The organism is Promicromonospora vindobonensis (assembly GCF_042685865.1).
GTDB classification, from domain to species: Bacteria; Actinomycetota; Actinomycetes; order Actinomycetales; family Cellulomonadaceae; genus Promicromonospora; species Promicromonospora vindobonensis.
Window position 1 is genome coordinate 2,219,129 of record NZ_JBHUOG010000002.1, and the last position, 25,108, is coordinate 2,244,236.

A 25,108-nucleotide genomic window follows, 5' to 3' on the forward strand; every position below is an offset into this window, starting at 1 on the left:
GGGCCCTACGCCCAACGCCACGGACGCATTTCTTGGCCTCAGGACCGTCGCGGCCACGAGACGATCGGTATCCGAGTTCGGTGCGGGCGGCACTGATGTCGTAGGAGCGGTCGCGACCCATGTTGGCCATCAGCCAGTCGTCATGTACATCATCACGCCTGACCGTGAATGAGTGCTTCGACCATCTGGATCATTCAGCATCCTGACCCTTGCCGAAAGCGGTCAGGGCTGCCGGATCACGGATTCCACGACGGCGTCCAGCGGAGCCGGACGCTCGCGGGGCCGGAGCACAGCCGTCGTGGGACGGTCCGGCACGGCGTTGACGACAAGCTCGTCGACAGCATCCTCCAGGAGCTCGATCACCTCTGGCAGTGCCCTGGCGACGTCCGACGAGCTGGCTTCGGCCCGGTCGTAGGCCGCGGCGATGAGGTGCTCCGCGGCGTCCAGGAGGACTTCCTTCCGGCTGGGCTCGGCGAGGCCAAGCCTGACGGCGCCGGACATCACGGTTTCGAAGCCCGTGGCTATCTCGTCGATGCCATGGTCCTGGACCAGGCCCCGTGCCTGCATGACCGGGATGATCCGACGCAGGGCTCGCCCGGGGAACGAGTCCGGGTCGGCCGAAGGCCCGGGCAGGTCGAGCCAGTACGGCGCCAGGTCCGGGTTGTTCACGAAGGCTGAGATCTCGCGCCGCACCACATGCGCCGCGCTCAAGTACACGGCCCCGGTGCGCAGGTCGTCCGCGAGCTCGGCCAAGAGCCTGGCCTTCTCAAGGCTCAGGACGGCATTCAGCAGTCTGGTCTTGGTCGGCCAGTACAGGAAGACCGTTCCCTTGCCGACGCCGGCACGCGCGGCCACGGCATCGACCGTCGTCTGCCCCGCGCCGTCGAGTCGGAGCTGAGCCCGTGCCGCATCCAGGATCTCTTCCGCACGGTCCTGCGCCGGACGCGCCATCGTCACTCCTCTTCTCGGACTCGCATCATCGTAGCCGCGGGTTCTTGACTTCTGAAGCATTGCCAGTCAAGAATAACGGAGACATCATCGAAGGAGAGGGACTGACATGAACAAGCCGCGCGCACTCGTTGTCGGAATGGGGATCGGAGGGCTGGCCACAGCCCTACGTCTGCACGAGATCGGCTGGGAGACCGTGCTGGTCGAGCGGGCGCCCGAGCGCCGGGCCGCCGGGTACTTCATCGGGCTGTTCAACACCGGCCGCGCCGCGGCGGACCGGCTCGGGGTGCTGGATGCCATCGGCAACCGGACAAACCCTGAGGGGATCAACTACGACGTCGAACGGGACGGACGCCGCAGGCCCGGCCTCGGCTTCGGCGACCTGCCCGGCGAGCCGCGGCTCCTCATGCGTGGCGACGTCGAGAACGCCCTGTACGACACCGTCAAGCTGCTCGCCCAGATGCGGTTCGGCACCACGCCGGTAGCCATCGACGAGAAGCCTGACGGCGTCGACGTCACCCTGCGCACCACTGACACCGGAGGTGCGCAAGAGCAGAGCACGGAGACCACCGAACGATTCGACCTCGTGGTGGGCGCCGACGGGCTGCGATCCACGGTCCGCCGCCTGGCCTTCGGCCCGGACACCGACTACCTGCGACCGTTCCACCACATCATCGCCGCCACCGTCCTCAAGGAGCCCGTGCCCGGCTTCAAGGCCTCGGACGGCATAGTCGTCGCGGAGCCGGGCCGGTCGGCGTGGGTGTTCCCGTTCATCGACCACAAGCCCGCCATGATCTTCAACTACCGCACCGACGACGAGGACGCACAGTTCCGCCGCCCGCCCATCGAGTCGCTGCGCCGCGCCTTCGGACCCGAGCCGACCGGACCCGTGCTGGGCAACCTCCTGGACCAGTTCGAGGCCGCCGACGACTACCTCTTCGACTCCACCCACCAGGTCGTGATGCCGAGCTGGCACACCGACCGCGTGGTCCTGCTCGGCGACTCCGCCTGGTGCGTGACCCTCTACTCCGGGATGGGCGCCTCCAGCGCCCTGGCCGGCGCCGACTTCCTCGGCACCGCCCTGCAACGCAACCCCGGCAGCCCCGCCCGGGGCCTGCGCGAGTGGGAGAACCGGCTGCGCCCGTTCATGGCCACCCACCAGGAGATCGGACGCCGCGACCTGGTGATGTTCGTGCCCCAGACACAACGAGACAAGAACACCCGAACGATGAGCCAGACCCTGCTCGGCACGCCGGCCGGCAAGCGGCTGATGCGACGGGTGTTCGCAAGCCAGTTCCACGAGAAGTCCATCGACATCGCCGCCGCCTGAACCAACGCCGTCTCGCTCGCAACAGAGTGCGCGACCGCCCAGGAACGGCCCGGCCGCAGCCCGATCATGGAGGAACAGTGTTCGACATGGGAGATCCCACCGACCAATGGAGCCATCCAGGACCCTCCAGCCCGAGCCAAGTGCCCGGTCGGATGGCACCCATGCCACAGCGGACAGGTCAGGCCGGCGCGGAGTGCCTGGAAGAGCTGTCGGGGCTGACGAACCTGGCGAAGATCACCAGCAGTCCGGATCCGCAGGCCCACTACGCCGAGCTGCGCACGCAGTGGGGTTCGGTAGCGCCGATCGAGATCGAGCGCAAGGGCGACACCGTGATCTCGGGCTGGCTGGTCCTGGGGCACGCGGAGAACTGCCACGTGATGCGCGACGAGCTGCAGTTCAGCAGGAACGCCGCCAACTGGCGGTGGAACTACGACGACCTGCTGCCGCCCGGTACGGCGATCGGCGCCTTCACCCCGGCCGAGCCGCGTCCGACTGCTTTCTACCACGACGACACGGAACGTCAGCGGCTGCGCGAGCCGCTGGACGACGCCCTCGAGGCGCTCGACGAGCGGGCGGTACGAGACCAGACGACCTACATGTGCGAGAAGGTCATCGAGCGGATGGGCGTGTCCGGGGCGGGGGACCTGGTCAGGGCGTACTGCCAGCCGGTCGGGTTCCTCGCGATGACCACGACGCTCGGGTTCGACCTGGAGACCGGCGGTCGGCTCATGACCGACGCCGCGACCGTCGTCGACGGGGACGGTGACGAGGTGGCCGCGGCCCTGACTCGGACGCTTGACACCGTCATGGAGCACATCGGTCGGGTTCGGCAGGACGGCGGTCAGGGCTTGATCACGCACCTCGTGAGCCACAAGAACTTCGCGCACGACGTCGAGATCGCGACCAGTGCGATCGTGCCCGTGTCCGGGGCGGCGATCTTCCTGACGGCGTGGATCACGCAGACACTGCACCAGGTCCTGGCCGACCGAAAGTTCGCCGCCCGCGTCTCAGGGGGCCGTATCACCCTGGACGGCACGCTCGACGAGGTCCTGTGGCACAGGTCCCCCATCAGCCACTCCCCCGCCCCGCGCTACGCACGCAACGACGTCGAGCTCGGCGGGCGGCTGATCCGGAAGGGCGACGCCTTGGTGATGGGGATCGCCGCGGCGAACGCTGACCCCGCTGCGCACACCGACGACCAGCGGGACAAGATCGACAACCGCTCCCACCTGTCCTGGGGCACCGGACCGCACGCCTGCCCGGCACCCCGGCTTGCCCGGCTGATCGCCCGCACCGCCGTCGACCACCTCCTGCGGCACATGGACATCACGCTGCGCGTGCCCGATGGTGGCCTGCCCTGGGCGTCCTCGCCGTGGGTGCGGCACCCCACGCAGCTACCGGTGACGTGGCACCGCGCCGCCGACCATGGTGCTATCGGATAAGGCCGACCCAGTAGACGCCTACCGCACCGATCCCGAGGTACACCATCACGATCCCTGTCAGGCGGCGCGGGCCAGCACGGCATCGGCCACCACGTCCGGGGCCTGTTCCGGGATCCAGTGCGAGACACCCTCCAGCTCGACGAACCGGTACTCGCCGGTGACGTGCTCGCCGCACCGGTCCACACCGGCCCGGCCGATGGCACTGTCGCCGGTGCTCCACACGAAGGTCGTCGGGACGGGGCACGGCGGGGCGCCGTCCCTCAGGCCTCCGGCGCGGTACCAGTTCAGGGCTGAGGTGAGCGCAGCACGGTCGGACAACGGCTCCGCATACACGTCGGCCTGCTCGGCAGGCAGCATGGCCCGCAGGCGCGCCGCGCCGTCGGCCAGCAGGGCGTCCTCCGCCACACCCTCGGTGCGGAAGAAGCCCATGTACCGCGACCGCTGCTGCTGGTCGGGATCGTTGGCGATGGCCCAGCCGAACGCCGACAGGTGCGGCACTGACAGCGCGGTCAGGCTCAGGACCCGTTCGGAAGCCTTGCCGGCGAGCAGCCAGGCAACCGCCGCGCCCCAGTCGTGCCCCACGACGTGCGCACGCTCGATCCCGAGCGCGTCGAGCACGCCGACGGCGTCCGCCACGAGGTGGTGCGGTGCGTACGAGGCCACGTCGAGTGGCCGGGCACCCGGCGAGTAGCCGCGCTGGTCCGGTGCGATCGTGCGCAGCCCGGCGGCGTGCAGGCGCGGTACGACGGCGTCGAACGCCCGGCGTGACTGCGGGAACCCATGCAACAGCAGCACGGATGGGCCATCCTCGGGCCCTGAGACGTCGACGTCGAACCTCAGCCCGTCCAGCGTGATCTCCATGCCGGGGACGATACGCGCGCCCCTCCACAACGGACTGACCTGAGCCTGGGATTGATAGGGCCTGGCTCAGCACAGCCTCGGTTCTTAGCATCGAGAACTGCTGCACACACTCCGTCTCACGCCAAAGGAACACCTCATGGAACTTGGGCTCCACTACTTCACGTTCACGCACCCGGAGTGGGAGACCACCCTGGCCGACCGTCTCACCGAGACCGCACAGATCGCCGACGAGGGCGGCGTAAACCTCCTGACGGTCATGGACCACTGGTTCCAGATGCTGCAGGCAGGCGGGCCGTACGAGCCCATGCTGGAGGGATACACCTCCCTCGGGTACCTCGCCGGCGTGACGAAGAACGTCCGGCTGAGCCTCCTGGTCACCGGCGTCACCTACCGGCGCCCGGGCCTGCTGGCCAAGACGGTCTCCACGCTCGACGTGCTCTCGCGAGGCCGCGCGATGCTGGGCATCGGGGCGGCCTGGTACGACCGTGAGCACGTCGGCCTCGGCGTGCCGTTCCCGTCGACGGGCGAGCGGTTCGAACGTCTCGAGGAGACCCTGCAGATCTGCCGGCAGATGTGGTCGGACAACGACGGAGCCTACGAGGGCAAGCACTACCAGCTCGCGGAGACGATCAACCTTCCGCAGCCGCCGCGCGGCACCGTCCCGGTCATGATCGGCGGGGGCGGCGAGCAGAAGACGCTGCGGCTGGTCGCCCAGTACGGGCAGGCCTGCAACCTGTTCGGCGGGGCGGGCGACGAGGCGCTGGAGACGGTCAAGCACAAGCTGGAGGTGCTGCGTGGCCACTGCGACCGGCTCGGCACCGACTACAACGCTATCGAGAAGACGATGCTCTACCAGGGCGACGCGGTGGGCGACGTCGACGCGTTCCTCACGGACGTGGAGCGGTACAAGGCAGCGGGCATCTCGCTGGTCGGGCTGATGCCGACGGCCTACGAGAACCCGGTCCCCTGGGCGACCCGGCTCGTCCAGGACATCGTGCCGCGGCTGAAGCAAGTCTGACCGTAAGGTCCTGCACTCCCTGCGTGACCTCACCGCAGATTGGCGACGTCGAGCGGCACGGTTCATGCCCGACGGAAGCCCGGCCGGCTTCGCCCGACGTCTCATCACGGGATCGGCCGGACGCTGCAACACAGCCGACGACGTTCCCGGGGACGCGATCACCACAGCCGCCGCGCAGACGTTCGCGACGGTATCGGACAAGAAGTCGACCTGGACGCACTGGACTTGTGGGCCGAAGCCTCCCGGCAGACGCTCGGCTGGCGGTTCGCCTCGGTCGCGGAGCGCGGGGCCGTCACGGCTCGGATCGTCGAGATCGCCAAAGGCGGGTCGATCGAGCTCACGCCAGGTGACCTCGCGCCGACCCCGGCGACGTTGCAGCGCCCGGACGGGACTACCCGGCTGCGGCCCCGGCACCACACCGTGTTTACCTCCGCCGGGGCATGCGAGGCGGAGGAGCGGCTCCTCGACCTTGCCGAGTACCACGGCGCTCCACGCCTGTCCGGCTGGGACCTGGACGCAGTTGTTGGGCGGTCCGACCGCGGGCGGACGCTCACCGGCGAGCAGGCTCGTGCCGTCACCGCGGTCGCCACGTCTGGGCGGACGGTGGACCTGCTGGTCGGGCCCGCCGGAGCGGGCAAGACGATCGTCCCATCCCAGAGCGGGCACAGCTCGGGTCGCTGCCTTCCGGTCGACTCCGAACACGACATTCGGATCTTCGGGAGGTTGTGGGAAGTCGACCATGGCGTCAGTGGAGCACTCGACCCTGACAGCCAAGGTCGAGCATTGTGAGCTCATTCCTCCAACGGCCTACACGACTTCTGCCGTCGGTGTCGCCGAACTTCCCGTCTGACCGCGCTGTCGGAGTCTGCCGGTACGGTCTGCGGCGCCAGCCAGTTCGGACGGCGCCGGCAGATTGATCATCGAACGCGAGGGGGAAGCATGACGTCAGGGATGTCCTGGACGGAGATCAGGGACGTGGGGCCGCACATCGAGAAGTTTTTCGGTGTCTCGTGGGACCGGGTCCTGGCCGGGCTCGTCTACGGGCTCGCTAGCGGCTGGCTCTGGTGGGCAATGCTCACGTCGACTCGTCCGCGATCTCCCCTTGACGGCTTGAGCCGGCTACTGGAGACGCTGTCGATCACGCCTCCCGAGTGGATCAGCGATGGCGCATCGTGGTTGAGCCATCCGGCACGTGGGGGCCTCGTCGTTGTTCTCGCGGTCGGCGCGGGCCTGGTTGCCACGATCTACGCTCGGACGCAGAGCACCGGTTCAGAGATCGCATGCGTAATCCTGACCCTGGCTGCCTTCCAAGGGGGAGGCTGGACCGCGCTGATGATCGTGGTGGTGACCGTCGTGGCCCCGGTGGCGCTGTCGCTGTTGTTGGTTGCAACGCAGCACTCTTCGAAGAAATCTGCGGGCGAGCGCCCTTTCGAGGAATTGCTCGGGCACCACACCGCGTCCACGTCGGTCGCTGGGGCGCTCAGCTCATCCATTCCCTTCTGGCTAGTCCTGTTGGCACCGCTCGCTGTCGTCGCCATCGCTGTTCGGTGTCTCCGCGCAGATCGTGCCATTGACGAGGCCGGGGAGCTGTCCCAGAGCGCGCTTCACCGGCTTCGGACCGGTTCGGCTGCGGACCAGCGGGCGGCGGCACAGTCGCTGATCGTGGCGGGTGCCTTGCTGTCGGATCCACACGATCACCGGGCCCGGCAGGAGTCGGCTCTCATGCTCCGCCTGATGCTCAATGGGCCGACCGGCGCGGCGCCCGTACCTCCGCAGCGCCTTCTATGACGGGTCGCCGGCGGGTTTTGTTCCTGGGCGGTTCATGCTGGGATGCGCTGGTGACCGCAGACCCGAATGACAGGATCGAGTGCCTCGAGTGCGGGAGGTTCTTCCGGTCGGTCGCGCGGCACGTGAGCTGGGCGCACGAGATGACCGCCGACGAGTACCGCGATGCCCACGACCTGCTGCGGGGAGATCCGTTGGAGGCGCCGTCAGTGACCGAGGCGCGTAGCGAGCGGAAGAAGCAGGAGCTCGCAGAACACCCCGAGGCGCTAGCGAAGCTGCTGTCGATCGGGTTCAAGCCGGGCCACGACATTCCTCGCCCCGAGAAGCGCGTCCAGGATCGAGCCGTCGCGCACCGCAGGACGCTCTCGGAGGCGGACTGGATGGCTCGCCTGGCGCAGGTGGGCTGGTCGTCGTGGGCGGACGCGGCCGTGTGGGCGGTGGAGAACAACCAGAACTGGGACGGTGTCGCGGCCCACCTGGGGCTGGCCGCGGGAGGGCACGTCCGGGAGCGTGCGGCGACGGAGGGCGTGAGTATCCCCGCGCGAGTCACCGACAAGCAGTGGAAGATGCTGGGGCGTTGCCGCATCTGGGCGGACGAGCATGGCTCGCTGTACCGGGTCAACGACAGGGCGACGAACAACTGGCTGTCGAACGAGCGGGTTCATCTGCGCGGCGGGTACCGGTCCCGGGTGCATGACCTGCTCGACGAGATCGACCCGCATTGGGACCTGCCGCCCGCCAGACGCCCGCTTCCGGCCTGCAGCGGCGACGGCTGTTCGGCGACTGCACTGTCGGTCTCGCATGGTCTGTGCAAGACCCACTACGCGCGGCACCTCGCCAGGCGCGAGCGCGACCAGCAACGCGCCGACGGCGTTCCCCTCGTCCAGTGCCTGGAATGCGGCGATCATTTCCGTGTCCTGTCCGTCCACCTGATCACGGTGCACGCCCTGACCGTGGCGCAGTACACCGAGCGCAGCCGCCGCAGAGGTGCCCTCGGCCCTGAGGTCGAGATCCCGTCCATCTCGCCGGTGGTCGCCGAACGGCGGCGCGCTCGTTCCGAGACCTACTGGCAGTCGAGGCTCAGCGAGGCGGGCTGGTTCACGTGGCAGGACGCCGAGCGGTGGGCGCGGGAGAACAACGTCGGCTGGCGGCAGGTCGCCGAACGAGTCGGCACCAATTACGCCAACACGCTTGAGCAGGCCGCTGCGGCAGGGGTCCAGATCGACTTCCGCAAGAAGCGCCTGCATCCCACCGCGCTCCGGATGCTCGAGGAGTGCCGCCGACACGTACAGCAGCGGGGATCGCTGTGGGACATGGAGCCGGGGCCTCTGGCGTTCTGGCTCGACCGGCGCCGACGCTCCGACGCGGCCGGGCAGGCGTCCCGGATCAACGAAGAGCTGGACCTGATCGACCCGCAGTGGCGTACCGGACGCAAGAAGATCGAGGTGCCCGTCTGCTCCGAGCCGGACTGCCGCGAGCACGCCCACCGGGAGGACCTGTGTAGGCGGCACCGGCAAATGGCCCGCTACCTCGTCGTCAAGGAGAAGGAACGCGCCGCTCGTGCCGAGGCACTGGCGCGAGGCGAGGATCTGGGACCAAGCGGCGACGCGGTACGGAAGGTCGAGGCCCTGGCCGACGACGCGGACGCGGCCTGGCAGCAGCAGCTCGCCGACGCGGGCTGGGGCGGCTGGGACGACGCCGTCGCATGGGCGATCGCGCAGAACAAGGACTGGCGGGCGATCGCTGAACACCTCGGCACGGCGATCGACCTGACCCGCGTCAAGGGCCGCGCGATGGGCGCCCACCTGCCGCCCCTGCTCACCGAGCAGGGCCTCGCGATGATTCAAGCGGCGCGGGAACACGTCGCCGAGCACGGCACCGTCAGCGGCGCGACCGGCAACCTCGCACGCTGGCTGACCGTGCAACGCACCCAGGTCCGCGCCGGACGACAGATCCGCGCAGCGATACTCCTGGACCAGATCGACCCCGACTGGCTGACCGCCAAGGGCAAGTTGGGCGGCGCCCGCCCTGGAGGCGGACGCAAGAAGAAGGTACGGCCCCCGTGCACCATCGACGGCTGCGACGCCCCGGTCGTCGCGCGCGGCTGGTGCAGGACGCACTACAACCGCTTCCGCTACGCGGAGCAAGAACGCGCGAGCGCCGAATAGGCCCGCCGCTCAGGCGGGGGGCGAGCGCGCCCATCAGGCGAATCCCGCCGCGTGAGCCGCTTCGACAGCCGGGAACCCGCCATCGGGTCCGTGCCCTTAGATGCCCTATCTCCCGCCAACGGGTACCGATTCGTGCACCACGGACTCCGAATCGACCCCGCAGACTCCTACGTCCGCACTACACTAGTTGCAGGTCAGCCGGGCAAACCGGCTGGTCGCAGCACCCCAGCCGATCGTACGGCGGGTGCCTTCCAAACTAATTACGCGGGTTCGATTCCCGTCGCCCGCTCAGAGTGCGGAAGCCCAGGTCAGAGAGTGTTTCTGACCTGGGCTTCGTGCATTCTGGCGGGCTGGAAGCGGCGCCGGCTGGCCCTAAATGGCCCTAAGTCGCTCGCGGCAGGGCCAGGAGCCGGAGCCACAATGTCCGCTTCACCCGATCCGCAGGGCACTCCCCCTGGGGGCTCGCGCACACCTCGAAGCATGACCAAGCGTCCCCGCCGCAGCATCCGACGCGCCTACGGCAACATCCGGCAGCGCGGCCCGAACCGCTGGCAAGCCAGGTACACGGGGCCCGACGGCGTGCGCCGCCCGATCGGCACATTTGAGTCCGAGAAGGCCGCGAACGCCGCCCTGGCCCGCGTGCTCAGCGACGTCTACCAGGGCACCTACCGCGAGCCCGAGACGGGCGACGTGCCGCTGCGCGAATACGCGCAGCGCTGGCTCGCCACGCGGGACCTGAAGCCCTCCACCCTCGACGGCTACGAGCGGCTGCTGCGGCGCTGGATCCTGACGCCGCTGCCGAGCCCGGGCGGTGGGCGACAGCTCGACCTCGGCGCACTCCCCCTGCGGTCGCTGTCGCACACCATGGTGAGCGAGTGGTACGCGGCACTGTTGGTGGCCACGGCGGCGTCTGCTGCCGAGTGGCTGGCCCGTGGTGGCGGGCCGAGCGACGCCGCGCATGTGCGGGCGTGGGCACGTTCGACTGGCCTGCCGGTGGGCGACTCCGGGCGGATGCCGGCGGCGGTGTGGCAGGCGTGGCGGTCCGCTGGGGAGCCGCGTTCGGCGTCGGTCGAGTCGCGGCATGCCGGGACGGTGACCGGCCGCACCCAGGCGGCGCACGCCTACGCGCTGCTGCGGACGATCTGCGGTGACGCCGTGCGCGACCGGCTCATCGAGGCGAACCCGTGCAGCATCCGCGGCGCCGGCCAGACCCGGCCCGCGGAACGCGTAGTCCCCGGTGACACCGTTGTGGATGCCATCGCGGCAGCCTTCGACGGGCCGTCCGAGCGGTATCGCGCGGCCGTGATCGTCGCGGCGCACTCCGGGCTACGGGCGGGTGAGTTGTTCGCGCTCGAACGCCAGCACGTCGAGCGGACGCCGCAGGGTGGCGTGCGCCTGAACGTGCGGCAGACACTCGTGGACGTGCCGGGCAAGCCCGTCGCGTTCGGCCCGCCCAAGTCCGACGCTGGACGCCGCAAGGTGCACCTGCCGCCAGAGGCAGCGCGAGCGCTCCTGGTCCACCTGGACCGCTACACCGGGCCTAGTCCTCGGGCACTGGTGTTCGCCACGGCAGCCGGGCGGCCGGTGCGTGGCGGGAATCGCTCGTCGATGTTCTCTCGCGCCAAGAGGCGTGCTGGGGCGCCTCTTGAACTCCGCTGGCACGACCTGCGACACCTCGCGGCTACTCGTGCCGCCGAGGCAGGGGCGACGCTGGCCGAGCTACAGCGGCGGATCGGGCACTCGACGGTCGCTGCCGCGATGGTCTACCAGCACGCCACCGACGATGGCGACGAGCGGCTGGCTGCACGGATGGCCGAGATCCAGGCGGCGAGGCGGGCGTCGAATGTAGTGGAGTTCCCTGGGCTGAGCGGGTGAGGGTGCCTGCTGCTGCCCGGTGCCCTTCTATGGGGCCGGGCGGCGGCGGGTGCTTGGGGGGGGTCGTGCACACCTACCTGTCGATGACCGCGATCGGACAGGAGTCAGAGATGGATGCCCAGGGTGTGCTGCCGTTTGCCATTGACGATCCGCTGCTGACGGCGGCCGAGGCCGCCGGGGCGCTCGGAGTGTCTCGCTGGTGGTTCGGCGAGCTGGTGCGCCGGGGACGCATCGGACCATGCGCGCGGATCGGTGGCCGACTACGGGTGCGGCGATCGGTGCTGGCCCGGTACCGGGCCGAGCAAACGGGCGACCCTGAGGACCCGTACCTGACCTACGAGGGCATCGGTGCTTATCTCGGTGTCTCGTCGTGGACGGCCGGGGAGCTGGTGCGGCGTGGGCTGCTTGCCGGTACCCGGATCGGGCGGAGGATCGTGGTGCGGCGGTCGGTTGTGGACGCCTACGTCGAAGCCTGCACGCGGTGATCCCCGGGCCGGGGGCGTCTTCCCTGGTCGTATGGTCCTGCCAAATTGGCAGAACCATAATTGTTCTTTTTGTTCTCCTGTGCCGGAGCGGGCTGTAGCGAATGTGTCGTTCGGGTAGATACCCAGGTCACACGGTGGTGCCAAATTGGCACCACCGCGGCTGTCCGGATTAGCCCTGACGCTGGCGTCAGCCCGGCGCCTATCGCGTGGCAAGCCGGAGCGAACCCGCAGGTCGCGCGGTGGTGGCAATTTGCCACCACGCGCATGTCCGGGTTAGCCCGCATACGTCTGCACCTGCCTGCCCCATGCTGCCGATTGTGCACGCCACCCGTACCTGTCGATGTACCACCTGACGTCCCCCACGCTGCTCTCCCAGGTACGTCCCGGGTGGGGGGACATGGCGGTGAACACCGCGAACGCATGTCCCCCAGCTCGTGGATATTGCTCACAGGCGGAACGTGTTCGTGCGTGGGCGTCGCCCGACGGCTGGGCCAGTCGGCTCCGCACGCTGGCCTCCACCGGGCGGACTGCACGCGAGTACATATCCATGCGTCGATGGTGACAAACAAGCGCACGCTCTGCGCACACCAAGTTCGCCGCACACCAGGGTGTGCGGCCGTATCCGCGCAGGTCAGATGCGCACACCACTTCCAGCGCCCGCCGGGCGATGGGCGCGTATGGGCTGAGCCAGCACTCTGGTAATCGGGACTGACACCCGCCACTCGCTGGTGGGAGGATCCCTCCATGGCGGACCAGGAGCTACGTAGGGCACTGCACACGTTCGCGGTCTATCGCCATCGGTTCGAGGAGGGACAACCCCCCGTCCTTGAACCGGGAGGGGCACTTCTCGCCGACGAGACCGTGTGTTCGCTCGAACCCCCGTACATGCGCGCATGGTTCGCGCTTACGGTGGTGGAGAACCACGTCCAGGCACTGGATGCGCTGTGGCGTGACAACCAGTTCGCTAACGCTGGCCCGGCATTCACTCTTGCGCGCACGCCGTTCATTGGCGCCTGCACGGCCTATTGGATCTTGCAGCCCGACAGCTCCGAGGAGCGAGTGATCCGAGCCTTGCGTGTCGTGCACAAGGACCTGACGGACAGCCAGGGTCGGTTCAAGGACTTTCTCAACGATCCGACGTTGCAGGGACAGGACCACAAGGATGGACGCAGACTCGCGAACGAAGGACTCAAGGACATGCAAGAGCGTGTCTCCAGGGTGCGCTCCGCCCTAGCCGAGCTCGGAGGATCGACCAAGTTTGTCGAAACCGAACTGGTCATGGAGACGTTCGAGGCCATGGGTGAAACAGCCGGAGACCCGTGGACCAGGCTTCTTGGGTTGGACACTTGGCGTCGGGCAAGCGGCGCTGCGCACGCCCGACGGTGGGTGGTCGCCGGAATCGGTGAGCAGTACACCGATCCGTACGGCAGGAAGATCGAACGCTCCGCGTACGAGCGCAGCGACCTAGCTCGGCTTGTCGTCACCACCGCCCACATCTACGAACAGGTCTGGAAGCGCTGGGATGAGCTGAACCGTAGCGGTGGACCGCGCCCGTTCGGGTGACATGGGAGCTGGGCGCCGTACTAGGACAGCGGAGCGTCCTTGGCCTTGCGCCCTTGGCGTGCCGCCCTTGCTTGTTCGAGACGTGCGGGCGACTGGAAAAGGTCATCCAGAACCTCGTTCATGAGAACGAGCACTAGCCGCGTGTCCTCCTGCGTGTACTCGGCGTCAAGGTCGCCGTGCGCGATCTCGTTGCCGTATTCCCGAATCTCGTGGGCAACCTCTTTGATGTGTGGACGGATCTTGCCCAGCTCGGCGAGCTTCTCGATCTTGGTCGCGATCCCTTTTACCGTCACACCTTCATGTTTGGCCGAGGCCTCGATAACCGCGCGAGCAACAGCCAGTGCGCCGCGCAATGCACCTTCCGAAAAACACAGCCAAGCCTCAGTGGCTGCTGCGCCTATCGGCTTCGGGACGTCGGGGAAAGTGTGGCGTTCGGAATGTGGAGGGGACCACTTTATTCTGGAGTCTTCCGGCCACGAGCCCGATCTTTCAAAATCAACGTTGCGCATCCAGCTTCCAACGCACAGATGGCGACAGTAGTCGCACACAAATGCGGCGTTTACCCGTTGGTAGTCGACGGCGATAGCATTGTCCACTACTTCAGGACCGTGAGGCGTCATATTTGAATGGACGCCGCACCAGCCGCACACCGTTGATGTCATGGCGAAACGATACAAGTGGGTACTCGTCCGGGCGACGGGATTACGGGGTGACGACAGGACATCACCCCCCGGCAACGACGAAGCCCGCACCCTGGAGGATCCTGAGCCCCGGCTCAGGTCGGATACAGGCTCCCTGTCGTTGCGCAACGGATCGGCCCCACGGCGTTACCCACGCCAGGACTTGCCATCGTCGTACGACACTTCCCAGGTGTAGTCACGCCCGCCCGGGAGCTCCCAGGGCTTCGGCTCGGCGGTCGTCAACTCCGCCTCGGCACTGGCCGCGCGCGGCTCGTCGGCAGCAAAGACCTCTTCCCAGCTGGGCGCACTCATGCCGTCAACCCCGCCTGTGCGGACGACACCAGGAGCCCGCGGAGCGCGGTTGCCGCGCCGTCGTCGTCAATCGTGCCGGTAACGACATCGGCCACAGCCAGCACAGGCGCGGGAGCATGGCCCATCGCGTACCCCTCCCCCGCCCAAACCAACATCTCAATGTCGTTCTCACCGTCGCCAATTGCGACAGTGCGGTAGTGCTCGACGCCCAGGCGTTCACGCACCTTCTCCAGCGCCGTTGCCTTAGAGACGTTCGGTGGGGTGACGTCCACCCAATCTGGCCGTGTCAGTAGTGCTGTCAAACCGAGCGCGCTCAGGGCGGGTACCAGCCGCGCCGCGTCCGGCCCGAGGATCGCCAGCCGGGGCGATGGCGAGGCCCAGAGATCCGCCAGGCGGGCAACGCCCTCCTGCCTGCCGTTGAGTTCGCCCCTAGGGAATGCTCGGCTCACGCGATAGCCAACGCCCACAGCCTCGGCCGCGATGCGCACGTTCGGTTGCAGTCGAGCGGCCACGCGTACGGCACTCTCGGCGTGTACCGGCAAACACTCCACCACGGCGTAGGAGCCGCCCGACAGGTGCGCCGTCGTGGCCCCGTTCGACGCCACCAACCACGCATCATCGAGCCCGAGCTCCCGGGCGACAGGGAGTGCACCAGCGAGCGAGCGACCGGTAGACAGCACGACGTGATGACCAGCGCCGCGCACAGCCGATACCGCTTCGCGCACGGCTTGCGTGGCCGGTGATCCGGTGCGGACCAACGTCCCGTCAATGTCGCACGCCACGAGCAACGGCGCAGTGGCGTCGGCGGCCCGCAAGAGTTGCTGTGCAGTCATTGAAGTCACGCGCAGGACGCTAGAGGCGATCACACCATCGCGCGAGCAACTTGCTCAGAATTGCTCGGAATCGCTCCCGAGCCGCTCGGCCACGGTCTCTAGCGCCCGGTCGAGCAGCGCCCGCGCCTTCCGGTCGTAGTCGGCCGACACGGCCAAGGTCTCAAACACCTTCGTGTAGAACTCCACCTCGGGCGGCTGGGCAAGGTTGAGCTCTGCCGAGAAGGTCTCGATGGTCACCAGGTCTTTGTCTTGAACCCAGAACCCGTGCTGTGGTGCTACCGCGCAGAATGTTTCAAACGGGATGATGCCGAGGCGGACGTTGGGGAGCATTGACAACGAAATAATCCGGCCAATCTGCCCGAGCATGACGCCCGGAGGGCACAGCGTGTAGAGCAGAGTCGCCTCGGTGAGAATGAAGCGGAACTTCTTCGATGTGTCGCTCAGGACCTCCTGCCGCCGCATACGGGCCTCTACCGCAGCTCCGATGTCCTGAACGTTCCCGAACTGTCGCGCACTCTCGATGAATCGGGATCGGGCATACTCCGGGGTCTGCATCAATCCTGGAATGTACACAGGGCAGAACGCCCGGAATAGTCGGGCCTGTTCCTCAGAGCGCGCATGCTTATCCTGGAACGACGCCAGCCCACCCTTGAGCACCCGGCGCCACTCTGCGTGCCGCGTCTCAAGCGTGTGGAGGGCAGCCAGCAGACCCTCTGTCTCGTGCTCAGCATCGCAGGCGCCACACCATGCGCGGATGTCGTCGTCCGACGGCGTCTGCTTGGCGTGCTCGATCTTGGAGACCTTGGACGGCTGCCAGGACAGCGAGACAGCGAGCCCCTGACCAGTCAGGCCAGAGGCTCGCCGCAGCTCTCGCAGACGCCCGGCCAGCTCGTTCCGTGCGTCGTTGACATCACCGCTACTTGAGGTGTTGCGAGGCAAATTCGTCTCTCGTCATCGCGCGATGCCATGCGGCGTCACGCCAGTAGTTAAGTTCGACCACAACAGCCGGCTCTTCAATCAGCTCGAACCCCAGGAGGTTGTCCCGATCGCCAAAGTGCATCTTGGCAACCGTCCGAGAATCGAACAGCCAGTAGTCGAACGTGGGTAGCTCGTTGGCGTTGTCGCGGAGGAGATAACGGATGTCTTCGCCCGCGTCGTTGTTACACTTGGAGAAGGTAAGACCGAACCGGCTGTAATCCGAGAGCGGGAGCGACACGACGCGAACACGGCGGTACACCTTGCCGTCGTCGGTATCCTTGCGAATGTCAATCAGCCAATCGCTCAGCCAATCAGGGTTTGCATCACCCGCAAGGAATCGGCGCATTGGTTCACGCTCGCTCGGGACGTTGTAAGCCTCACGCACTTCCAGCCGAAATGCCGTGTGCTCGAACGTCTCGAACAGATTTCGCCACTCGGGGCCGATCAGTATTAGGTCCGTCACTGAGCCTGCTTCGCCTTGTGCTCCAAGTACATCTCCAAGATCTCGACGGGCACCTCGACGATGTCCTCGTGGCCCGGCACCGTACCGACGTCGGACAGTGCGGCGCTGTCGGTCACCTTCCAGCCCTGCACTAGGAACGTCTCACGGTCCGTGCGGTCGGTGGCGAACAGCGTAGGCGAACCGTCCTTGCCTGACTGCGGGTCCTTGCCCAGGAAGCGTGCGCGCATGGTGGTATCTCCATTGCTCGAAAACGGGGTGGACTGCCCGTCAAGGGTCGCCCGGCTCACAGTGGCCCGTCAAGGCTCCCTGTGATGTCACGCAACCCCGTTCACGCACTCGTCGAGCCGTTCAGGCAGGCGTCATCTCGCGCGGCTTGGCTCCACTGCTGCTCCAGATCTGCTCGGGCGAGTTTGTGCTCAGCCTCGCTGAGCAGAGCACCGCATACAAACAGCAGGATCAACTTGCACTCAGCACCACTGTCGCTCGGCGCGCGATAGCCACCACTCTGTCCACAGTATCCGCATTCGATAAGACGTCCGCGTACCGAAGCTGCCGCGCCGAATAGGCGAGCACCAATGCCCAAAACTCGCGCTCGCTCGCACGGGAATCCGCAGCCCATGCCAGAACCTCTCGGAACCAAACCTCGCAGGGATGACCTCTACCGAAGTCGGGCGTACCGAACGTTTCCGCAATCTCAATCGGGCCAGGCCAGGAGGCACCCCGAATCGGAGAATCGGGATGGACCAGAGTCGAGATGAGCATCGTAACCGGGTCGAGAGCAGCTCCTGCAAAGGTCGCGCTATCGAAATCGATCAGAACACCCTGGTCGTTATCGATCAGAATGTTCCCGGGGTGCAGGTCCCCGTGCCGTGCTCCCACGCGCACTGTAGCCGTCAAAGTTCCCGAAGGGACTTCGACGCCATGCTTGCGCAACAGATCCGAAAGCGAATCCCAGGCCAGGAGCGACACACAGATCTCTGAAACCGGGAGGGTCCTCGACTGATCTGCGATCCCACGTAGGGCATCCCACACGGGCCGGGCAAGATCAACAGCACGAGTCGGATCTTCGCCAAGTACCGACATTAGAGAATAGGTAGTCGGTCCTGCCACCTGCAGTACATTCAAGCACGAACCGGCCATCAGCCCAGATAGCGTCGCCGTTGTCGACGTTGTGACCCCACGAGGCAACAAGTCTGGTAGACCACCGGGCACGGTCGCCTTATTGACACGCTTGGCAATCACCGTGGCAATGTGACCCTCCGCCCTGTGGAGCTCGCACCGCCACACCTTCGCGCCCGTCAAGCCGCCTGCAAGCGGAGTAACTCGAATGGAAACCGCTCGATACTCGAACGCCAGGCGCCTTAGTGCGCGGTTGTCCAAACGGTCAGGCCCGTCAGACTCCAGAAAGATGACCTCGACATCCTCAAGATCCTGCAGCAGCTTTCGGTACTCCTCGACATGCCGCTTGAACTCCAAGGACTGATTCTTCTGCAGGACCGTGACCCGATCGATCGGATCCGAACCCTGAGCCGGCAACTGTCCGCCGCCCTGAAGCGCATCTTGCAAATGCGGAATTGTTGCGAAGCCAGTGAATACGATGAGCCGAGCGTCTGGGTATTTCGAGCGGACAATTCGGAGAAGCTCGTCACCCAGTTCATCTGAGGCGGGTTGTCCAGCTATAACCGGCAGTCGGCGATCAAGCACAAACAAGTCGACGAGTTCCGAAGAGGTATTTATGTATTCAAGAACGGGACCGATCGATTCGAAGCTACGAGCGTCAAACCGTGACGCTTCTAGAATCGAAAGCGAACTCTCTGCCTGCTGTGGATCGTCTTCCACGAGAACGGCGATGGGGTTAGGCATCAGGGCGCGCCCCGCTCAGCGAGAAAGACGCGGTTCCACTGATACCCTCGAGGCCGAACGCGAGTCCTAGGCGATCTGCCACCGTCTGGATTAGTGCCAGTCCCTGGCCTTGGTGTGCCATCTTTGATGAGTTCCCTACTTGAATCACGTCAGACAGTGAGAATCTGTTTCCTTTGAACGGGTTGGTAACTCGTATCCAATAGTTACGTTCCGTGAATCCCCAAGTCACTTGAACTCGGACTTCTCCCGCCGCATCGACCGACGCGTCAATCGCATTCTGAAAGACGTTTTGTAGAAGCACCGAGAACAACCCCTCATCGGTCTCGATATCAACGCCACCGTCAGCCACCGCAGGATCAACCGAGGGGCTCCCCTGAGCGTCCGGCCAATTCTCCAGCAATAGGTGTGGAAGGCTGAGTCGCCGCACGTTGAGTTCCTCGCCTGATTTTATTAGAGCAACCAGACCGTCGATCCGACGCTGTAGTTTACGCACAGCATCGTTCGTCCTGCTATTCCCGAAATTCGGGATCTCGCTGTCGGCCGCGAGACGTATCCAACCAACCGCTGGCGAAAGCTCGTGCCTTACGAGAGCCGCAATATCAACGTGCGACGACGTAACTACACCCGCTGTGACACCACCATCCTCTCCCCGAAATTCCTCCGCAACACCCACACCCGCCGAGGTGGACGTGCTCTGCCTCATTTCCAGAACCTGGATCAGAAGCCTGCGCACCTGTGGAACAGACTCGATCTGCAGTGCTTGCATAAGTTCTCTGGTCGTGATCGCATGCGGATGAAGTACAAGCCATCCGACAGCCCTTGCACGATCGGTCGGCGCATCCGAATTGAGCCCTATAAGCTCTTCAGGCATGTCAGCTCTCATCTATTCCGCCATGTTCAGCATAGAAGGACGAACGACGAGCAAATGCGTCGCGTCCACCTTCCATGAGACGGGTTATCTGATTGACAATATCCTCCGAGTCGAACGCACCTTGCACGTCCACCGTTGCAACAGTGCCGTCACTTTCTAAAACGATAACGTTGTCTGCCGACCCCAATACCGGAATATTCGCATTGTGTGTTGCGACAATCGTCTGAGCTCCACTAAGCCGGCGCGCATCGAGCCCGGTGACGATGTTGGTCACCAGAAATGCGTTGTCGAGATGGTCTTCGGGCTGATCCAGGATCAGGGTACGCTCTCGCTCCGACAGAATAATCGGTAGGGTGACAGCACATTTCTGCCCTGTGGACAATCTATCGACGCTCTTGTCTACCATTCCGTCTCTTAATCGGAAGTCCACTCGGTCGGAAAGACGCAATCGGGCGAGCGATTCGAGCGTCTCCTTCTCATTCAAGCCGTCAATCAGCTTTTGTGACCTCTCTTCAGTGATGCTAGCGACCACCGAAAGGCTTAGTGCGTCGCGAGACTCAATCATTTCCAGCAGCTGCCGGGGCAGCACTCGATCCGACACCGCATCGATAAGCGCCGTTCGGGTGCCGCTCCCCTTCAGCGCCTCTTGTAGGAATCCACGAAATCCGCTCGCATCGGCCAAGTGGTCGACAACAATTACCACATTATTAGCAATCTGCGCGGTGGTCGATCTTGCAACTTCGGCGCGAGTCCTGTAGAGGGTCTCTTCAGCACGCTCCACCGCATCCAGCTGCTGCCTGCGACGCTCAGCCAATGCGGCGTATCGTGCATTCAAAGCATGCATTTCACGGTCGTTTTCGTCGAGAGCCCTTAATACGGCTTCGACATTGCGCAACTGCGAGGTGATCTGGCCGAGCCCCGCCTCAGCCTCCTCAAGTTCTTCTCGGATTGGGGCTGCCGCCTCGCGAGCTCTGATGTTACTTTCGCGGACGTCAGCCTGTGTCGCGTCGATGCCTGCATGGACAACGCGCAAACCGTCGAAGACATCACGAGATGACGACAAAACTCGATCAAAGGCACCACGAGTGGCCGGATCGACAGGCAAACTTTCTATCCGGTCAGCCATCGCCGCCAGTCGGTCCGTCTGACGGTGGTTAGATTCTAACAAATCGACAATTTCGGAAAGACTAACCTCAAAACGCTCGAGCTCCTGCCCAGTCCGAATGACGCGCTCCTCAGCATGCCTAAGGACTTCACGTTGCCGAGAGAGCTGCTCCGTGCTTCCTCCGAGGATCGCGGTTTCTTGCGACAGCAACAACTCACGGTCGGCGATAAGTCGGCTTCGCTTCTTTGACTCCTCAGCGCGATCTTCCAACTCGACACGGACGTCATATAGATCACCCGTCAGAGTTCCAATCTCGCTCTGCACCGGAAGTTCAGCGACGGCGCCCGTACGGAGATCAAGGAGGTTGAGCCGGCTTGCCGCATCGGATGCAATTTCCTCAAGCTCGTTCTGTCCGAGAACGAGGGCCGTTCGAGACAGATCAGACCGCTGCCCTCCGCCTTTGGCGTCAACGACAAGATGACGCGCGCCGCCATCGCTCGATTCAATATCGAGCACCACTTCTCCCGTTCCAAGCACCGCGTCAAGAAACGCCTGACGTTGGCGTTGTGTGCCCGGACGTTGCTCAGCATGTTGAACCCCGAGGGCGTGCCGCAACAGTTCGAGGAGCGTGGTCTTACCCACCCCCCTGGGGCCGATCACGACATTCAACCCGTCGCTTAATGAGACATCCAGGCCCTTGAGAAATCCGCCGGTAACCCGGATTCGCGATATCCACATGCTTCTACGCCCTCCTCCTCTTAATGCTGAAGAGCGCCGAGCAGGACGGCCCTCGGGATCGAGATTATCGGACGGATGCCCCGATCGGGGACCGTCTGTGGTGGTCATGGGTTCGAGCTTCGCGTGTCCGTGCGGACGGAGCCTGTATCGAGGTCCGTCGTCAGGGATCTCGACGTGACACGCTTGACTCATGGCACAGGTCACCTGCCTTCACGCAGAATCTGCGTCGAGGCGATGAGGACCGGGGCGATCAGTGCCGGGGCACCAGGCTGTTGTGGTCCCTTCGAGCCGGATCAGCGCCGCGTCAACGCAGGCACCTTTACAGCGCAGGGTCACTGGAGGACGGATCGATTTATCGTAGGATCCGCGCGCTTGCATCGCTAGATGTCTGGTAGCAATCGAGCAAGCACGTCAGACAGTGCGTAGCCCAGGCACCGCAAAGCCCACCAGCCGCTCGACGTCCCACGCACAGTAGACGCCACGATCGCTTGGGAGAGCTCGACGCACTCGGCGCACGTGGGCCAGCTCCGCAGGACCACCACGGTTCCGAGCGGCACAGCGCAGGCCAGGCCGGCGATGCTGGTACCAACGTCGTAGGTCGACACGGTCCACTTCGCCGGCCGCGGCTGCTCGGGTACTGCGAGGCCCGCGATGTCGTCCTCGCGATGCCCGAGCCCAGACAGCTGCCGGACGTCCCGCCGCCGCCCTCGACCAAGACGTACACCATCAATCCGGCTGTAGTTCTTGGGCTGCTGCATCCTAGGACGTCCAGGCCGATCACGGGCGACCCCAAGTCCCCCGTCACCCCTGCACCCCACACCACCCTGGAATCGAGAAGCACCTCGGGCCCCTTCATGATCGACCAACGTCAGACATCGACGAACCCTTCGCCAGTCGATTAAGCAGTTCGGACGCCGCGTACTGCCACAATGGGTGAAGTAGTCCGAAGAAGCGACTGACCTCGTCCAAATTTCGTTACGCTCACCAGCGTGAACAGCAGCAGCGCATGGTCGGATCCGAAAATTGCCCTGGATGGATGGGCCGGCGCGGCTGGTGGCGCCATCATATCGATCGCGATCGCGCTCGTGGTGCTAATCGTGACCGTAAACCAGGAACGAAAGCATTTTCAGGTGCAGCTTGAGCGAGATCGCGATCGAGCCATCGAGGACAGGCGGCTTGAAGCGTTCGGTGGTCTGTGCGGCGCACTGAGCGACTTCGGAACGATGGATCAAAACATGACCGCGACGCGAACCAGGTTCCGCGAGGTTGCCAAGGCGTTCCATCTGTGGGCGCTCTATGTGCCGCTGGAGCACGACGACGTGGTCAGGGCAGTTGCACGAGCTCTCGGGACAATCCGCCAGGAGGCCGCACAGTCGTGGAAGCTTGGCCGCGGAACGGCCAAGTACGCCCAAGTCCAATTCGACACCGGCGACGGCTACGGCGCCATCACCTGGATCACGTCCCAAGGACGTCGATGGCACCTGGATGAGGTTCAACGGGTCAGACTTGCCACTAAGTTTATGAACCGGTTTCCTGATGTCGGCGATGACAACTTCGAAATGAGCGATGCGGGCTGGCCGACTGAGCAGTAACCCGATTAACGCATCGACCGTGTGAACCACCGATCGAACCCGGCGACTCTATGCATTCCAGTTTGCAATCGCTCTGAGGGGTGAGGGCTGCGGCACGGTTTAGTGGCACTCGCACGGTCTGAGCGCGATGCTGAGATATAAGATCGTGCATGAAGTTCTACCAAGCTGGCTTGACATATCCCGGTAGAGAGATGCGAGCCGAGGTTCGACCGCTGGACCCGATGGCACGCGCAAGAACGGCCGCGGTGTCCACCGTCGATGCCCACTTCGGGTCACGCAGACCATCCTCTGCAAGCAGTTCAGTTAGATGAGCCAGCACCTTGCGTATAGCTACGGGAGAAGCCTGCACCCGCCTGACGCACTCATCGATCCCGTGCTCGGTAGTCAGCGTCGTGACGGTCTCCACGATCTCGACGGCGATGGCCCCTGCGGCTGCGGCTCGACGCTCTTCGTACGCGGCACGCCGACACGCCTGCGAGCACCAATTCGCAGGCCTCCCCGTTGCCCTGACCGGGATCAGCCTTCCACACCGAGGACACATGCCCGAGACGCCTGCACGGTGCCCAGCCGGACCCCGCTCGGTGAGTGCACGGGACTCGATAGCCCCCAGACCTCCAGACCCTTTGTCTACCCTCACGCAGGTCACCCACTTTCGTACGGACGGAACCGCTCGCGGCTTGTGCAAGAGGTGTGTGGCCTTCGTCGGGGCGGTCCGCGGGACCCGCTGTCAATCCGCTCAACTGCCCTAGCCGCGCAGCCGTGTCAGTCGCGCCGCCGTCTCACGCGGTTAGCGTCGTCGCGTGCTCGTCCGTCTCTGTCACGGCTCGTCGGCCGTGTCCGTGCTGCCAGGTACGGCAGGAACCTGGCGGCGGGGTCCCTCCGCAGGACGCGAGCAATCTCGCCGGGCGTGCGAAAAGTCCGCCACCCCGAGGGGGATAACTCAACGGCTACTTCGGCTGAGCCTGCTCCCCCGATCTGCAAGAGGCGTGACCCGGTCTCGGGCGGTTCTGCGGGACCCGCCGTCTGTCCGCTCGCCTGCCCTTGCCCTGCGTCCGTCGCGCCGTTGTGTCCATCGCGCGCTTACGTCGTCGCGCGCGTGTCGGTCGTTACGTGCCCGTCGTTACGTGCCCGTCGACCGTGTGCCTGTGCTGCCAGGTACCCCGAGGCGAGGAAGCCGGATCCCTCCGGGTTTGCGCGCAACACCCCTGGGGCATGCGAATAGGCCGCCCTCCCCGGGGGATGACGGCATCATCGCTCTGGCGCTATGCGCCGATCTCGGGCGGCAAGCTCTGGAACGTCCGACACGGTGGCCCCGTTCATGGCCGGGCTCTCCCCCGCGGTCCACTCCCGCTTACAGCGGACTGGGATTGCCCCACGATCACCAGAACTCGATGCCGCCCACCCCGCCGACGAGGTCAGACCAGAACGCGATGCGGCGGTGGTGGGTGCGGCCCGTCGCCTCACCGAGAAACTCGTAGGCGCAGTAGCTGGCGAGATCAGTTCCGTAGTAAATGACGTCGGTCTGGTAGGCAGAGAACACCGGCGCGCCACTGGGCTCCGGTGCTGCTGGGATGTAGCGGTGGCCGTAAACCGGCACGAGCTGCGGCGCCGTGGTCAGGTGGTGCCGGGCGACCTCGATCGCAGCGGCCTTGGTCGCAGGTCGTTCGCCCCAGGCCGGCATCCAGAAGGCGCGCTCGACGTCGTACAGGACGCCTTCGATCGGCCATGCAAGGCTGTCGCGGATGGTCTGCTCGTCGCCAGTCCAGTCGATCCAGCCCTCGGGGGTAACGTGCCGCAGGACGTCTACGTGGTCGCGGTTGAACGTGAAGCCGTAGGTGGCTTGGATGTCGAGGATCTGGTCGCTGGTCAGCCCGGGGCCGAACTCGAGCCGCGATCGGCGCAGGATCCTGATGGCGAGGTCGGCGACGGGACTCACGGCGTTGATGATGCCAGCCCCAGCCATCGATCGGTGTCCCGTGCTTGAGGCATTGGCCGTGGTCGGTGCGCGAGGCCGCGCGACCAGTTCTGGCACCAGCGTAGGCCCAGCGGGCCGGCCCTTATTGGCCTTTAATTTCGCCAAGCTGGCCCTACTTAAGGCCAATAAGGGCCAGCACCCACTGCCCCACTGCAGCATTACAATAAGTTCAGGTCAGCGGCCGTTTTCGGCCGGTTGGCCCGCATCATCCGTTTGCCATCCG

General features: G+C 65.4%; 22 protein-coding genes. 10 read left to right on the plus strand and 12 right to left on the minus strand.

Annotated elements, in window-relative coordinates; genetic code table 11:
- Positions 1 to 222 precede the first annotated feature (222 nt).
- On the minus strand, positions 223 to 951 hold the full coding sequence (locus ACFS27_RS23170; RefSeq protein WP_377188142.1) for a TetR/AcrR family transcriptional regulator: 729 nt from the start codon (positions 949 to 951) through the stop codon (positions 223 to 225).
- Between the two features lie 106 nt (positions 952 to 1,057).
- Between ACFS27_RS23170 and ACFS27_RS23175 the strand changes: the two genes are divergently transcribed.
- Positions 1,058 to 2,278, plus strand: a complete 1,221-nt coding sequence (locus ACFS27_RS23175) for an FAD-dependent monooxygenase (RefSeq protein ID WP_377188145.1) — start codon at positions 1,058 to 1,060, stop codon at positions 2,276 to 2,278.
- Between the two features lie 161 nt (positions 2,279 to 2,439).
- Positions 2,440 to 3,720, plus strand: coding sequence for a hypothetical protein (locus ACFS27_RS23180; RefSeq protein WP_377188148.1), 1,281 nt, complete (start codon positions 2,440 to 2,442; stop codon positions 3,718 to 3,720).
- Between the two features lie 57 nt (positions 3,721 to 3,777).
- Here the strand turns inward: ACFS27_RS23180 and ACFS27_RS23185 are convergent, their stop codons facing one another.
- Entirely contained in the window at positions 3,778 to 4,581 is an 804-nt protein-coding gene (locus tag ACFS27_RS23185; protein ID WP_377188151.1) for an alpha/beta fold hydrolase, read from the minus strand.
- A gap of 136 nt (positions 4,582 to 4,717) precedes the next feature.
- Between ACFS27_RS23185 and ACFS27_RS23190 the strand changes: the two genes are divergently transcribed.
- The 7 genes from ACFS27_RS23190 to ACFS27_RS23220 all read left to right on the plus strand — a co-directional run bounded on the left by ACFS27_RS23190 (position 4,718) and on the right by ACFS27_RS23220 (position 13,475).
- A complete protein-coding gene (locus ACFS27_RS23190; protein WP_377188154.1) occupies positions 4,718 to 5,599 on the plus strand; it encodes an LLM class F420-dependent oxidoreductase in 882 nt (293 codons plus the stop codon).
- 39 nt (positions 5,600 to 5,638) lie between these two features.
- Positions 5,639 to 6,388, plus strand: coding sequence for an AAA family ATPase (locus ACFS27_RS23195; protein WP_377188157.1), 750 nt, complete (start codon positions 5,639 to 5,641; stop codon positions 6,386 to 6,388).
- A 150-nt stretch (positions 6,389 to 6,538) separates the two neighbouring features.
- The gene (locus tag ACFS27_RS23200; protein WP_377188160.1) at positions 6,539 to 7,387 is read left to right on the plus strand and encodes a hypothetical protein; all 849 of its coding nucleotides are present in this window, start codon (positions 6,539 to 6,541) and stop codon (positions 7,385 to 7,387) included.
- A gap of 50 nt (positions 7,388 to 7,437) precedes the next feature.
- The gene (locus tag ACFS27_RS23205; protein WP_377188163.1) at positions 7,438 to 9,552 is read left to right on the plus strand and encodes a MucR family transcriptional regulator; all 2,115 of its coding nucleotides are present in this window, start codon (positions 7,438 to 7,440) and stop codon (positions 9,550 to 9,552) included.
- Positions 9,553 to 10,032: 480 nt separating this feature from the next.
- On the plus strand, positions 10,033 to 11,427 hold the full coding sequence (locus ACFS27_RS23210; protein ID WP_377188165.1) for a site-specific integrase: 1,395 nt from the start codon (positions 10,033 to 10,035) through the stop codon (positions 11,425 to 11,427).
- Positions 11,428 to 11,510: 83 nt separating this feature from the next.
- Positions 11,511 to 11,912, plus strand: coding sequence for a helix-turn-helix domain-containing protein (locus ACFS27_RS23215; protein ID WP_377188167.1), 402 nt, complete (start codon positions 11,511 to 11,513; stop codon positions 11,910 to 11,912).
- Between the two features lie 744 nt (positions 11,913 to 12,656).
- Positions 12,657 to 13,475, plus strand: coding sequence for a hypothetical protein (locus tag ACFS27_RS23220; protein WP_377188170.1), 819 nt, complete (start codon positions 12,657 to 12,659; stop codon positions 13,473 to 13,475).
- Between the two features lie 20 nt (positions 13,476 to 13,495).
- Here the strand turns inward: ACFS27_RS23220 and ACFS27_RS23225 are convergent, their stop codons facing one another.
- The 9 genes from ACFS27_RS23225 to ACFS27_RS23265 all read right to left on the minus strand — a co-directional run bounded on the left by ACFS27_RS23225 (position 13,496) and on the right by ACFS27_RS23265 (position 21,318).
- On the minus strand, positions 13,496 to 14,137 hold the full coding sequence (locus ACFS27_RS23225; RefSeq protein ID WP_377188173.1) for a DUF4145 domain-containing protein: 642 nt from the start codon (positions 14,135 to 14,137) through the stop codon (positions 13,496 to 13,498).
- Positions 14,138 to 14,302: 165 nt separating this feature from the next.
- On the minus strand, positions 14,303 to 14,467 hold the full coding sequence (locus ACFS27_RS23230; protein WP_377188176.1) for a hypothetical protein: 165 nt from the start codon (positions 14,465 to 14,467) through the stop codon (positions 14,303 to 14,305).
- Positions 14,464 to 15,300 carry an HAD family hydrolase gene (locus ACFS27_RS23235; protein ID WP_377191144.1) on the minus strand — a complete coding sequence of 279 codons (837 nt, stop codon included), beginning with the start codon at positions 15,298 to 15,300 and terminating at the stop codon, positions 14,464 to 14,466. Before ACFS27_RS23235 ends, ACFS27_RS23230 begins: the two co-directional genes overlap by 4 nt.
- A 54-nt stretch (positions 15,301 to 15,354) precedes the next feature.
- Entirely contained in the window at positions 15,355 to 16,239 is an 885-nt protein-coding gene (locus tag ACFS27_RS23240; RefSeq protein WP_377188179.1) for a helix-turn-helix domain-containing protein, read from the minus strand.
- Complete coding sequence (locus ACFS27_RS23245; protein WP_377188182.1) at positions 16,217 to 16,741, minus strand: DUF6879 family protein; 525 nt, start codon at positions 16,739 to 16,741, stop codon at positions 16,217 to 16,219. Before ACFS27_RS23245 ends, ACFS27_RS23240 begins: the two co-directional genes overlap by 23 nt.
- A complete protein-coding gene (locus ACFS27_RS23250) occupies positions 16,738 to 16,968 on the minus strand; it encodes a hypothetical protein (protein ID WP_108491251.1) in 231 nt (76 codons plus the stop codon). The genes ACFS27_RS23245 and ACFS27_RS23250 overlap by 4 nt, the downstream gene beginning before the upstream one ends.
- Positions 16,969 to 17,197: 229 nt before the next feature.
- Positions 17,198 to 18,604: a phosphotransferase gene (locus ACFS27_RS23255; RefSeq protein WP_377188185.1), complete on the minus strand. Its 1,407-nt coding sequence runs from the start codon at positions 18,602 to 18,604 to the stop codon at positions 17,198 to 17,200.
- Positions 18,597 to 19,475 (minus strand): hypothetical protein, encoded by an 879-nt coding sequence (locus ACFS27_RS23260; RefSeq protein ID WP_377188188.1) that lies wholly within the window; start codon positions 19,473 to 19,475, stop codon positions 18,597 to 18,599. The genes ACFS27_RS23255 and ACFS27_RS23260 overlap by 8 nt, the downstream gene beginning before the upstream one ends.
- Position 19,476: 1 nt before the next feature.
- Positions 19,477 to 21,318 (minus strand): AAA family ATPase, encoded by a 1,842-nt coding sequence (locus ACFS27_RS23265; protein ID WP_377188191.1) that lies wholly within the window; start codon positions 21,316 to 21,318, stop codon positions 19,477 to 19,479.
- A gap of 989 nt (positions 21,319 to 22,307) precedes the next feature.
- On the opposite strand from ACFS27_RS23265, the gene ACFS27_RS23270 reads away from it, so the two are divergent.
- A complete protein-coding gene (locus ACFS27_RS23270) occupies positions 22,308 to 22,910 on the plus strand; it encodes a hypothetical protein (RefSeq protein WP_377188194.1) in 603 nt (200 codons plus the stop codon).
- A 1,378-nt stretch (positions 22,911 to 24,288) separates the two neighbouring features.
- On the opposite strand, the gene ACFS27_RS23275 is transcribed toward ACFS27_RS23270, so the two are convergent.
- A complete protein-coding gene (locus ACFS27_RS23275; RefSeq protein ID WP_377188197.1) occupies positions 24,289 to 24,846 on the minus strand; it encodes a hypothetical protein in 558 nt (185 codons plus the stop codon).
- Between the last annotated feature and the right edge of the window lie 262 nt (positions 24,847 to 25,108).